11 protein-coding genes are annotated in these 12,349 nt (G+C 27.0%); all 11 read right to left on the bottom strand.

The genetic code is table 11. From position 1 onward, the window contains the following. Positions 1-8 precede the first annotated feature (8 nt). Complete coding sequence (locus VJI77_RS02760; RefSeq protein WP_323988180.1) at positions 9-989, bottom strand: ATP-binding protein; 981 nt, start codon at positions 987-989, stop codon at positions 9-11. Between the two features lie 2 nt (positions 990-991). Beyond that, positions 992-1,747: a DnaD domain-containing protein gene (locus VJI77_RS02755; protein WP_323988179.1), complete on the bottom strand. Its 756-nt coding sequence runs from the start codon at positions 1,745-1,747 to the stop codon at positions 992-994. Beyond that, on the bottom strand, positions 1,731-2,342 hold the full coding sequence (locus VJI77_RS02750; protein WP_323988178.1) for a GNAT family N-acetyltransferase: 612 nt from the start codon (positions 2,340-2,342) through the stop codon (positions 1,731-1,733). Before VJI77_RS02750 ends, VJI77_RS02755 begins: the two co-directional genes overlap by 17 nt. Beyond that, entirely contained in the window at positions 2,335-3,663 is a 1,329-nt protein-coding gene (gene dnaB / locus VJI77_RS02745) for a replicative DNA helicase (protein ID WP_293440403.1), read from the bottom strand. The genes VJI77_RS02750 and dnaB overlap by 8 nt, the downstream gene beginning before the upstream one ends. A gap of 3 nt (positions 3,664-3,666) precedes the next feature. After that, a complete protein-coding gene (gene rplI, locus VJI77_RS02740) occupies positions 3,667-4,113 on the bottom strand; it encodes a 50S ribosomal protein L9 (protein ID WP_009354503.1) in 447 nt (148 codons plus the stop codon). Further along, positions 4,094-6,091, bottom strand: a complete 1,998-nt coding sequence (locus VJI77_RS02735) for a DHH family phosphoesterase (protein WP_323988177.1) — start codon at positions 6,089-6,091, stop codon at positions 4,094-4,096. The genes rplI and VJI77_RS02735 overlap by 20 nt, the downstream gene beginning before the upstream one ends. Next, a complete protein-coding gene (locus VJI77_RS02730) occupies positions 6,076-6,933 on the bottom strand; it encodes a hypothetical protein (protein ID WP_323988176.1) in 858 nt (285 codons plus the stop codon). The genes VJI77_RS02735 and VJI77_RS02730 overlap by 16 nt, the downstream gene beginning before the upstream one ends. 219 nt (positions 6,934-7,152) lie before the next feature. Next, complete coding sequence (locus VJI77_RS02725) at positions 7,153-7,608, bottom strand: GNAT family N-acetyltransferase (protein ID WP_313961197.1); 456 nt, start codon at positions 7,606-7,608, stop codon at positions 7,153-7,155. A 26-nt stretch (positions 7,609-7,634) separates the two neighbouring features. Next, on the bottom strand, positions 7,635-8,000 hold the full coding sequence (locus VJI77_RS02720) for a hypothetical protein (protein ID WP_323988175.1): 366 nt from the start codon (positions 7,998-8,000) through the stop codon (positions 7,635-7,637). Between the two features lie 35 nt (positions 8,001-8,035). Then, a complete protein-coding gene (locus VJI77_RS02715) occupies positions 8,036-8,518 on the bottom strand; it encodes a GNAT family N-acetyltransferase (protein ID WP_323988174.1) in 483 nt (160 codons plus the stop codon). 196 nt (positions 8,519-8,714) lie between these two features. Next, on the bottom strand, positions 8,715-12,230 hold the full coding sequence (locus VJI77_RS02710) for a hypothetical protein (protein ID WP_323988173.1): 3,516 nt from the start codon (positions 12,228-12,230) through the stop codon (positions 8,715-8,717). Positions 12,231-12,349 lie beyond the last annotated feature (119 nt).

Genomic DNA, 12,349 nt, shown 5'->3' with positions numbered 1-12,349 from the left:
ACTACCTCCTATAATTTTATATTCTTACCAATTTTATCTCTTAAGTCAAAAGGCGGAAAAACAAAAAATTTAAAATTTCCCCTAATTCTACTTGCCACTCTTGAATCGTAGTATTCTGCTAAGTCATATTCTAAAAGATTTGAGGTTATTACTGTATTCAAACCTCTTTCAAATCTATAATCTAAAAGCGAACTCAAAAAACTATTATTATTTTTGTTAGTAATTTCATTTCCAAGGTCATCAATCACTAGAAAATCAACATTTCTTATAAAATCAATCCTATCTTGTAATTCCTTTTTATCTCTATAAAAACTGTAACTGTAATTAGACATAAGCTCAAAAAATTCAGTTGCAGTAACAAAACAAGCTCTCTTACCCTTATCCAACATATAGTTTACCATTGCCGATGCGAAATAAGTCTTTCCAGCACCACTTTTACCATAAAAGAAAATTCCATAATCTTTTATTGTAAAATTATCACAGTATTCTTTTGAAAAAGAAATTAATTTTTCTATATATTCTCTGGAATTTACAAGCCTATTTGCATGCTCAAAATTGCCTTCAAAGAGAGAAAAATCAAAATTAGAAAAATTTTGCTCTCTTTTCTTGCTTGAAAAGCCACTTTCTAAAACTCTATCCTCAACTAAGTCATTCATTATACAGCTACAGACAGAGCCATTATAATATCCTGTATCTTTACATTTTTCACAGCAATAGAATTTATTTAGATAATCTTTTGAGAAGCCATTTTTCAAGAGTAATTCATTGATATTTTTTTCTAGTATATCAAATTCTTTTCTTTCTTCTATACAATCAATATTAGCTAGTGTTGACTTCATAATTTTTGTGGCTAAATCATTTCTCTTCGATATTAAATTTTCAATATTGTCAATGGAAGAATAGACTTTTTTTTGTCTTTTTTCTTTTATTTTCTCTCTTAATAAAGGTCTTTTACTAAGACTTTTTAAAACTAATTCATCTAAATTCATAATTAATACCTATCGAGTAATTCTGTCGTATCCGAATTCTTATTTTCTTTAAGTTTCTCTCTTTTCTCTTCTTCTGTTAAAATATCTTCTTTTTCGATATATTTTTTAGTGTTTTTACTGTATCTCTTAATTTTATTTTTATCTTTATTTTCAAGGAAATACTTCAAATCTTCTACAGTTGAAATATTATTATCTCTCTTCCAAGCTCTTAGAATTCCAATAACATATTTTACAGACATACTCTTTCCCATGCTATTAGCATATTCATAAGCCTTATAAACTAAATCCATACCATGACCAGTTTCTTCAATATGTGAAATAATTTCGGTTATTTCGTGAGGCTTTAAACTTAAACCTGTAAGTTTTTCAATTTTATTGAAATATTCTTTATTATCAATCATTGGTTTTTCTTTTTCTTTTTCTACATTGTCGTCATAGACTCCACCTGCATAAAGAGCAAAATTATTTACAAATTCAATCTTTTCTACATTTCCTTTTTTATCCAAAGTATAATCTAGAAGTTGATTATTTTTCCAATATTTTAAAGAATTCATAACTTGAACTTCGGAAAATCTAAGTTCCTCTGCTATACATTTTATAGACAATTCGCTTTTATATGATCCAAAAAGTCTTTTATATAAAAACAAATAAACCTTTAAGGAAATTTCATCAACTATTGGCAAGTAGTTATCCAAAAACATATTATCAATAGGAGTTACTCCGGGTTGAATTATTGACTTTTTAAAACTTATTTCCACTCCTATCCCACCTTTCTAAAAATTTTAATCTATCTAACTTCATCGTAAAAATTTTGGAATAAATTATATTATTTTTTTCTTCAAAATATTCCTTAGTTTCTTCATATCTCTTTAATTTTTGCATTTTTTGAACTTCAAAATCTCCAAGAAATTCACTTATTTTTTCAAAGCCAATTTTTTCATATAAATGTATTGCTCTTTGATTAAAGGCATTTACATTTAGCCAAATAGAATATTTGTCAAAATTTTCAAAATAGTATTCTAAAAACAGTCTAAGAGATTTAAATCCATATCCTTTAGAGCAATATCTTTCATCAAAAGACAAAGAAAGCTCATAATTACTGTTTAAAAAACTAATTTTACTTATAGAAATATATCCTATCATAGTATCTTGTAAAAAAACAGCATAATAATTATTTTTTTTCGATTTTATTTTCTTTTCCCATTTTTTAATTTCTGATTCAGTCAAAAAACAGAGATTATAATCAGTTAGCAATATATCCTCATAAGGAGAGAAATTTTTGAAACCTTGAATATTGTTCTTTTCAAATTTTTTAATCTTAATGTCCTCATCTTCAATTAAAAAATTATTCATTGAAAAGCTCCTTATCTCTATCAGTTTGAAGATCTAAAAATCTTGAGTACTCTTTAATAAAGTTAAGCTTAATACTTCCAATTTCACCATTTCTATGCTTTGCAATAATCAATTCAATTTCATTTTGTACTTCTTCTTCTTTTTCTTTATCTTGATAATCTTCTCTGTTAAGTAAAATTACAACGTCAGCATCTTGTTCGATTGCCCCTGATTCTCTTAAGTCACTAAGTTTTGGCTTTCTACCACTTTTTTCACTATCACGAGATAACTGACTCAATGCTAAAATAGGAACGTCCAATTCCTTTGCTAATGCTTTTAAATTTCTTGAAATAGTAGAAATTTCTTGTTGTCTATTTTCATTTCTTCCCTCAGAAGTCATAAGTTGTAAATAGTCTATCATAATAAAGTCAAGACCGCTATCAGCTTTAAGTCTTCTACATTTACTTCTTAGTTCAGTTATAGAAATTCCTGCAGTGTCATCCATATAAATAGATTTCCCAGCTATAATAGAGCTCGCTTCAAAGACATCTTCCCATTCAGTTATATCTCCACTCATAAATTGTTTTGAATTTACAAGAGAAAGAGAACTTAACATTCTTTGAGCTAATTGTGTTTTACTCATTTCCAAAGAAAAAATTGCTACTTTATAATCCTTTAGGGCAGCATTTAAAGCTATATTTCCTGCCAATGCTGTCTTCCCTACAGATGGTCTTGCTGCAAGTAAAATTAAGTCTTTTTTTTGCATTCCAAGTAATATCCTGTCCAAGTCTGCGAATCCTGTAGGAACGCCAGTCAAAGAACCTTTTATTTTACTTCTTTCATCAAGTAGTTCAATAACCTCTTTTAGAGTATCTTTTATATGAGTAAGTCCTGTTCTACTTTCATTTTGTGACAATTCAAAAATTTGACCTTCAATTGACTCTAAAACTTTGTCATAATCTTCATTTTTATATGCTCTATCTTTTATACTATCAAGAATAAAAAGTAGATTTCTAGTATCTGATTTATCCTTTACAATCTTACAATAATTTTCTATATTTGAAGGAAAAGCAACAGCATTTACAATTTCAACAACTCCAACAATTCCATTATTTGATTCTGTATCAAAACCCATTGCTTCCATTTTATTGATTACTGTAATTGGATCTACATTTGTATTTTCTCTTGATAATTCCAAGATTGCACTAAATATATCTCTATGCCAACCTAAATAAAAATCTTTCCTCTTTAATTTTTCAAAAACTAATTCTCTTTTATTTGGCTCTGTAATCATTATCGACAAGACGCATTTTTCAGCTTCTAAGTCGTAAATATTATGCATAAATTACTCCTTTTCAATAGAAACCTTAACAGTTGCAACTATTTCAGGATAAACTCTAATAGGAACTGTCAAAGTGCAAAGTGATTTAATATTTTCCTTTAATTCTATTTTTCTTTTGTCAATTTCAATTTTATGTTGTTTTTTCAAAGCATCACTAATATCTTGAGAAGTTATTGAACCGAAAAGCTTATCTCCACTTCCTGTTTTAGTCTTTATAACTACTTCCAATTTTTCTAAAACATCTTTTAATTCTTTTGCATTTTTTATATTTTCAGCTTCTATTCTCTTTAATTCAGCTTGTTCTTTTTCCCAGATTTCAAGATTTTCTTTTGTAGCTTCTTTAGCTAAGCCATTAGGAATCAAAAAGTTCCTAGCATATCCTGTCTTAGCATTAACAAGCTCACCAGCTTTTCCAAAACTCTTTACATCTTTAATCAAAATTACTTTCATCTATATCTTCCTCCAATAAATACTCATCTATCGCTTTCTTTAATTTTTCAATTGCTTCGTCCATTGAACAATCAAGTCTAGCACCAGCAGAAGTATAATGTCCACCTCCACCAAGTTTTTCTAAAATTAATTGAACTGAAATCTTTCCTAAACTTCTTCCACTTATATGAATTTGTCCAGAAACAATAGTTAAAACGAAACTACATTCAATATCTAAAACTCCAAGCAAATCATCTGCTGCCTCTGCCGCAATTAGCATTGACTCTTCAATTTCTTCTGGAAATACACCAATACAGATATAGTTTCTGTATGATATTGCATTAGATAAAACATTTGATTTTAATTTTATAGTATTAAAATTATCCTTGAACAGATGTTTTACAGCGATACTATCCGCACCAAATCTCTTCAAATAGGATGCCATTTCAAAAGTTCTTACTCCAGTTTGGTAATAGAAATTTTTAGTATCGACTACTATTCCTGCAAGCAGTGATTCTGCAATTACTTTATCCAAATCAATTTTTTCAAACATATAGTAAATTATTTCAGTTACAAGTTCACAAGCTGATGATGCATAAGGTTCAAGATATGTTAACATAGGATTTTCAACAAAATCTTTTCCAATTCTATGATGATCAATAACTACAATTTTTGAAGTTACATCTAATAGGTATGGAGCTTCTGTTGAAACAGTCCTTGAATTGTCAACCAGTATAACTAAACTTGTATCCTTACATATATCATATGCTTTTTCTGGAGAAATCATCATTTCTACATAGCTAGGTTCAGTATTACTAATCCTATCATAAATATTTCTAATTGTAACAGGAACATCCTCTAAAACCATATAACAATCTTTTTTCAACTCTTTACAAATTCCCATAACACCAAGAGCAGCCCCAAAACAGTCCATATCAGGATTCTTATGTCCCATTACAAAAACTTCTGAAGATTCTCTAATTATATTTTCAAGTGCTTGTGAAATAACTCTTGCCTTTACTTTATTTCTTTCAACACCTTTATTATTTTTTCCACCATAAAATTCTAAATCTTCTCCATTTTTAAAGACAACTTGAGCTCCACCACGTCCTAAAGCCATGTCAAGAGCGGTTTGAGCTTCCTTATATCTTTCAAAAGGATTATTTCCACCAAGACCAATACCAATACTTAAAGTGGGTTTTATATTACCTGTAATTTCTAGTTCTCTTAATGTTTCTATTATACTGAATCTATCATTTCTAATTTTTTCTAAAATAGAATTACTTGAGATAACTAAATATTTTCCAGAATCATATTTTCTTACAATTGCTCCTAGATTTGAAAAATAACTTATAATAAGTTTATCCATTTCAGCAGTCAACAATGTCTTAAAATCTTCATTTGTGTTATTACGAACATCTTCGTAATTATCTATATAGATTAAAATAGAATTTAAAGTATCATCTTCATATTGCTTTTGCAATTTTGAAAATTCTAAATTATCTATTAGATAAATTATTACATTAACCTCTCCATTGTCCTCGTCTTTTACAACATTATAGTAAACTAAGTAATCAAATTTTTCTGTTTTCCAATTAACCTTTCCTGATACAGTTTTTAAAACTTCGGAAATATTAAAACTTGAAATTTTAGAATTAATATCTATTCCAATAACATCTTTTCCTGAAAAAAGCACTGAAAACTCTGGACTATACCATTTAACTCTACCTTTATTATTAAGAACAGCAATAGGAAAAGGCATTTTGTAAACTACTTCACTTGCAATATTATCCAAGGAATCTCTATGCTTCTTCATATCTTCATCATATTCTAGATTTTTATTCTTTACATAGTATAAAACTAAAATAAATGAAATAAAAGTTAATATAAAAGATACAATCCCAAATATAAATTGAAAATAAAGAACAAAAGCTGAGATTAAAACCATAAATAAAAATAAAATATAAAAATCTGATAATTTAACTATTTTCTTTCCCATTTCATACCTCTCTTAATTGAACTATAAATTCCATATATGAAATAACCTAAATACACAATAGCAAAAAATATTGAAATAATACTAATAGAATTTGCTAAAATAGTACTATATTTCGATTTTAAAAACACATTAAATTTTATAAATCCTTGAACTATCATAATTTCTATAAACATTAGCATTAAATTATACGTAATCAAAAAAACTTTATAGTATTTTTCAATTCCAAAAATACTAGCAAAAAAGATTGCTAATGAAACACATATACCAAATAATGGAAATTTAGAAGAATATATCATAATCATATCATCCGAATCTCTATTTAATTTATAAATCTTTTTAGATAAAAATGAATACCCTAAAGAGCAAAAAACAAAAGAAATCCCAAATGAAATTGCAGGGTAAATTGTCTTCATAGTTTCAACAAAAGCTTCTACACTTCCTATTCTTAAAATTTCTTTGTAATCCTTAAAATTATCTAATAATTCTGCCATTGTCTTTAAAAATGCCTCATAAGCATTTGAGTTTAATTCTAAAAGCATAAAATCACTTACTAGAAGCATTGCCATAGCAATGGCACTTCCAAACATAATTTTATAACCATCTACACCCTTATCCATTCCTTTGATAAATATAAAAGAAATAATTACAGGAATGAGTGCAGTGAAATTTCCTAAAATCACAATAGACAATATTGAATACATTCCAGCGGATAAGATATACATTCTTATATTTGATTTTTTGTATAAAATTACCATTGGTACAAAACTTAATAAATTTAAGATAGGAAACAAAACCATTCCTATAGCCAAAAAATAATATAAAAATACTTTTTTATCTTGCATTTTAAACCTCTATTTCATAAACTAACTTTAATAAATTTTCATTTATTAATTCTCTATAACCCATATTTTTTTAAAATAATATTGTCTTTATACAAATGCATAAAGTTACTAATATTATACCATATTTCCGATTATAAATAAATGCGTTGAAAATTTAATTTTGATAAAGAAAAACAGCAAATCTTTTGAATTGCTGTTAAAAAAGTTTCACGATAAAATTTATCTGTATTTTTTCATTATATACTTAAGTTTTGGCATTTCAATAACTTCATCAATTTCAAATCCAAGTTTAGTATAAAGATTTTTTGCATTTTTATTAGAATCGAAAACATTTAAAGAAATACTTTTTATATTTTCATCTTTAAAAATCAAATCTATAAAACTTCTTATTGCCTCTTTTCCAAAACCCATTCCTTGCTTTTTAGGATTTATTATAATTCTACCAATATGTATATTATCTTTTTCAATTCTTATTTGCTGAATCATTCCTAAAAATTCATCTTCATTGAATATGGAAAACACATTTTCCATTTCTTTAATTTTATCATAAGTCAAAGGATATGAAATTTTTAGTCCCATCCATTGTTCTTGAAAATCCTCTCCTCTTTCATTTGACCATTCACATAATAGTGTGGCATTTTCTTTTCTTAATCCTCTTTCAAATCTAATAACCATATAAAACCTCAATTTTACTATAATTTTTATTTTCTATACAAATAATTTTCTGCTTTAGACTTAATATATTTATTTCTAAAAGTAATAGCTATAGCTAGTGGTAAAATTATAAGAGGTAGACAAAAAGCAACTCCTGCAATAGCTAAAGTTTTATATTGACCTCTCCCGTGTAAATCCTTCTTCATTCCGTTCAAAGAATCTGCAAAATAATTTAAAATTGATCCATTATTTACCATTGATAACAAAACAAACTCTACTATAACTAATGCTATAAATATAAGAGCTGTCCATTTTGCAGCAACATTGCATATCTCTATTCTTTTTTCTATACTTATATCTTCTGCATTTTGAATATTCTTAAACCATTTTTTTGCTCTTTCTTCCTTTGTCATATCTATTTCTCCTATAAATTTAAATTTCATCTATCTTAAAGTTTTAGTATTGCAATAACTTCATCTCCATCCATATCTCCATTTTCTACAAAACCAAATGAATGATACAACTCTTTAGCAATTTTATTTTCAGGTTCATAAGACAGCCAACAATACTCTGCTTTACCACAAGGAAATGATTTAATAAATTCTAAAGCAAGTATCATAGCTTCTTTCCCAAAGCCTTTTTGTTGATAAGTCTCATCAATCATCAAACGCCACAGATTATAGTTTTCCTTTGCTATATTCGGAACATTTTCCCAAGTTTCATCCACATCATATCCAATCATCAGAAAACCAACAGGTCTATCGCCGTCATAGATTCCAAACGGAAAAACAACTCCATTTGATGTAATAGTTAAATATGCTTCAATAATACTTACGTCATTAGATGCTACAAAATTTTTTTGCGATTTAGACACTTTTAATTTAAGTATCTCCCATATATTTTTCCTATTTATTTTTTCTAAATGAAGCATATTACCTCCAAATTTTTTTAATTTATTTTACTTTTATTATAACACAAGATTATTTATTTATATATCTATAATGGTTATTATACTATATTTTCAATTATAAATAAATGCGTTGTAAATTTAATTTTGACAAAGAAAAACCCCAAATCTTTTGTTCTGATTTGGGGATTTACATTATAAGCTAATTACATTTTGTTATCTATTTTTTCTTTTTTGAATAAAGAAAACCTACTAAACTTGTTACTGCTAACAATATACTTGAATTTGAAATATTAGTTTTTGGAAGACCTTTGTTACTTTTTGTACTTTTTTGTTTTGTTTGTTTAACTTCACTCTTATCTTTTTTATCGTCTTCCTTCTTGTTTAAAACATGAATTTGTGTTTTGGCATAACCATTTTTAAATTTAAACTCAAGATTATGATTTCCTTCTGTTAAAGAATTTTTAAATTCTTTAGTAAACTCTACGATTGTACTACCTGATTTTACAGTGTACATTGATGGGTCAACAAGCTTGCCATCTAAATATACATTTTCAAAATTTTTAACATCTTCATCTAATCTAAAGTATAATTTATGGCCATCATTTTTCGTTACAGTTTGATTTTTACCATATAAAAATTCAATTACCTTAGGATTGTTGTTATTTTGTTTATCTGATGAATTATTATTCTTTCCTTTTTCGAGCTTAGCTTTTAAAGAATTAACTTTTTCTTCAAGTTCTTTTATTTTTTTGTTAAGCTCATCAATTTCATTTTGTTTTTTACTTCCGGATTGCTTTGCCTTTTCTAATTTTTGCTTGGTTTCTTCAAGCTCTTTTTTAGTTTTTTCTAAATCTTGGCTAGTTTTTTCAAATTCCTGTTCAATTTTTTCAAGCTCTTTTATCTTTTTGCTAAGCTGATCAATTTCATTTTGTTTTTTACTTCCAGATTGTTTTGCACTTTCTAACTCTTGCTTAGCTTTTTCTAATTCTTGCTTGATTTTTTCAAGTTCTTTTTTAGTTTTTTCTGAATCTTGTTTGGCTTTTTCAAATTCTTTTTTTGTTTTTTCAAGCTCTTTTTTAGTTTTTTCAAACTCGTTTTTTGTTTTTTCTGAATCTTCCTTAGCTTTTTTAAATTCCTGTTCAATTTTTTCGAGTTCTTTTATCTTTTTGTTAAGCTCATCAATTTCATTTTGTTTTTTACTTCCGGATTGTTTTGCACTTTCTAACTCTTGCTTAGCTTTTTCAAGTTCTTTTTTAGTTTTTTCTGATTCTTGCTTAGCTTTTTCAAATTCCTGTTCAATTTTTTCAAGCTCTTTTATCTTTTTGCTAAGCTCATCAATTTTATTTTCTTTTTTACTTCCAGATTGTTTTGCATTTTCTAACTCTTGCTTAGCTTTTTCAAGTTCTTTTCTAGTTTTTTCTGAATCTTGTTTTGATTTTTCAAGCTCTTGTTTGATTTTTTCAAGTTCTTTTTTTGTGTTTTCTAAAATTCTTTCAAGTTCTTTTTTTTCTCTTTCTCCAACTATTGATGGAGCATTTTCTGTACTTAATTTATCTAATAAGTCTTTATTCGGAGCAGTATGTCCATTCCAATTTGGTGTTTCATTTTGAAGTTTAGAGTCTTCAATCGAATTTGTAGATTTTTTACCATCTATTGCATATCCTTTTGTTTTTTTGTCAATAGTTATTGAGTCAAGTACAGCTTTTCCACCTTCATTCTTACTCATATAACTATTTCCACCATGCAAATATGCATTATCAACAATAATTGTTCCATTACCTGAAACTCCATTTCCACCTTTTCCTGAAAATCTACCATTTCCTCCAACAGCAATTAAAGTTCCTTTTCCTGCTACTGTTCCCTCTAATTTTAAAGCATCTCCTCCATTACTTGTAAGAGCATAGCGACCGCCTGCAAAAAGTCCAAGTTTTGCATCTTTTTCAATAGTTAATGTTTTACCTTTTGCAATCTCCATTGCTCCTTGTCCTTTATATTGTTCACCTGTAGGAGCTTCATCTCCACGTATAAATACATTACCTTTTATAGTTGCATTACCTTGAACACTCACAACTGGAGTTTGTATATGTTTTGCATTTTTTCCATCAGTTAAATAATTGGCATTTGAATAAATAACAGAGTTTTGTAATGTTGCACCATCTTTTAAAATTATTTGACCATTTATAGAAGATCCACTTGCAAAACTCTTATGATAGTCATCATAATTTACTTCAAGAGTTCCACCATTTTCAACTGTTATTTTTCCATATAATGATGAATCTGAAAGATTAAGTTTACCACCGTCTTTTACTACGATATTTACAGAACTTAAAATTTTCATATTTATAAGATAAAGTTCACCCGTAACAATTAAAGTTTGAGTGGTAGCTTTATTTTCTTCAATTGGATAGCCTAGTTCAGAATATTTTCCACTCTCTCTTGAGCCAAACCAAAGTTTTAAATTTTTTGGAACAGTTACTTCTTCTTTATCTTTTCCAAACTTTTTGATTACCCAAGGTTTCATATCCCATTCTTTTTTTGTAGCAGGGTTTTTTAAAGTTTTAAATTCTTTATCTACCAATCTTTCTTCAAGTGTAACTTCATTAGAATCAAATACTTCAAAATCTAATTCATTTGATTTTAGCTTTCCATCTTTTGATTGTACAAAAACCTTATAATTTCCTTTTTTAGAAGGAATTCCAGATAATTTGATACTATTGTCCATTTCAGAATATTTTGCTTGCATACCAGAATCATCTGAAACCATTTTTGCTTCTAATTGTAAATTATGTGTTACTTCTTTCGCATCCTTAAAGTCTGAATCTGATGGTGTTTCTTTGTCTGTATAAGCAATTTGTAATCTTACATTACTATTTTTATTTGAATTTACTCCTCCACCTGTAGCAGATGAAAGAGCATCGTATTTTTGTTGACCTATAATTGCTGCTTCAAATGAACCTACAATTCTTAAATAGTATTTTTTAGAATAATTATTATCTTTTTTAACAAAAGTATCTCCTTTCCTTTCGAATGAAATAGATGAACCATCATTTAAAATAAATTTAACTACATATCCATCTGGTACTTTTTGTCCAAGATATAAAACTTTATTTGCTTCGTCTATAAAATAATTTTCTCCAAAAACCGCAGCCTTACTACTTGTTTTTCTATATTCTTTATTATTTAAAAATATTTGTCTAATCTTGCTAATTTTATCTTTTGGTTCAATAGAATATTTATTTTCAAAAAAAGATTCATTAATTGCTTTTAATGAAAATTCATTATTTTCTTTCTTTTCCGGATTATCATTTGGTGTAGAAGGAATTACGTTATTTTTTTCTTCCACTTTAACAAAATTACTTCCAACTTTCTTAAATGAAATACTACTTTTATCTTTGAATTCAATTTTTATTACTTCATTATCATTTGGATCTTGACCAAGATATAAATAGTTATTTGATAAATCTAAATAAAATGCTTTTCCAAGTACTGCAGCTTTATAATCTTTTTTTTCGTATTCATTATTTTCTACAAAAATTTTTGTTATTTCCTTTAATTTATCTTTAGGCGTAATTTCATATTTATCACTACTTCCAAATCTACCTTTGATAAATTTTAAAGAAATATCATCTTTTTGTTCTTGTGTTGTCGTTTTTGCATTTAAAACTTGCATTTGACTAATTGGAATTAAGCACATTGAAAGGCTTAAAACAATTGCCGTAAATTTTTTCTTCATATAAACCTCCAAATTTTTAATATAGATTGATTTGCAATATCGTTTAAATTATATTATATAATTACATTTGAAGTCAAGATATTTTTATAATTTTTTTAATAAACCTTTTGAAGGGATTT

Origin of the sequence: Parvimonas sp. D2 (assembly GCF_035282635.1) — a bacterium.
Classification (GTDB): Bacteria; Bacillota; Clostridia; order Tissierellales; family Peptoniphilaceae; genus Parvimonas.
The sequence above is the reverse complement of the archived record's forward strand: the minus strand, read 5'-3'. Positions and strand labels throughout refer to the sequence as shown.

Excerpts from the sequence above, each read along its gene's own strand:
- dnaB (WP_293440403.1), bottom strand. The coding sequence starts at position 3,663 with ATGCATAATATTTACGACTTAGAAGCTGAAAAATGCGTCTTGTCGATA.
- VJI77_RS02720 (WP_323988175.1), bottom strand. The coding sequence starts at position 8,000 with ATGACAAAGGAAGAAAGAGCAAAAAAATGGTTTAAGAATATTCAAAAT.
- VJI77_RS02750 (WP_323988178.1), bottom strand. The coding sequence starts at position 2,342 with ATGAATAATTTTTTAATTGAAGATGAGGACATTAAGATTAAAAAATTT.
- VJI77_RS02730 (WP_323988176.1), bottom strand. The coding sequence starts at position 6,933 with ATGCAAGATAAAAAAGTATTTTTATATTATTTTTTGGCTATAGGAATG.
- VJI77_RS02760 (WP_323988180.1), bottom strand. The coding sequence starts at position 989 with ATGAATTTAGATGAATTAGTTTTAAAAAGTCTTAGTAAAAGACCTTTA.
- rplI (WP_009354503.1), bottom strand. The coding sequence starts at position 4,113 with ATGAAAGTAATTTTGATTAAAGATGTAAAGAGTTTTGGAAAAGCTGGT.
- VJI77_RS02715 (WP_323988174.1), bottom strand. The coding sequence starts at position 8,518 with ATGCTTCATTTAGAAAAAATAAATAGGAAAAATATATGGGAGATACTT.
- VJI77_RS02725 (WP_313961197.1), bottom strand. The coding sequence starts at position 7,608 with ATGGTTATTAGATTTGAAAGAGGATTAAGAAAAGAAAATGCCACACTA.
- VJI77_RS02710 (WP_323988173.1), bottom strand. The coding sequence starts at position 12,230 with ATGAAGAAAAAATTTACGGCAATTGTTTTAAGCCTTTCAATGTGCTTA.
- VJI77_RS02735 (WP_323988177.1), bottom strand. The coding sequence starts at position 6,091 with ATGGGAAAGAAAATAGTTAAATTATCAGATTTTTATATTTTATTTTTA.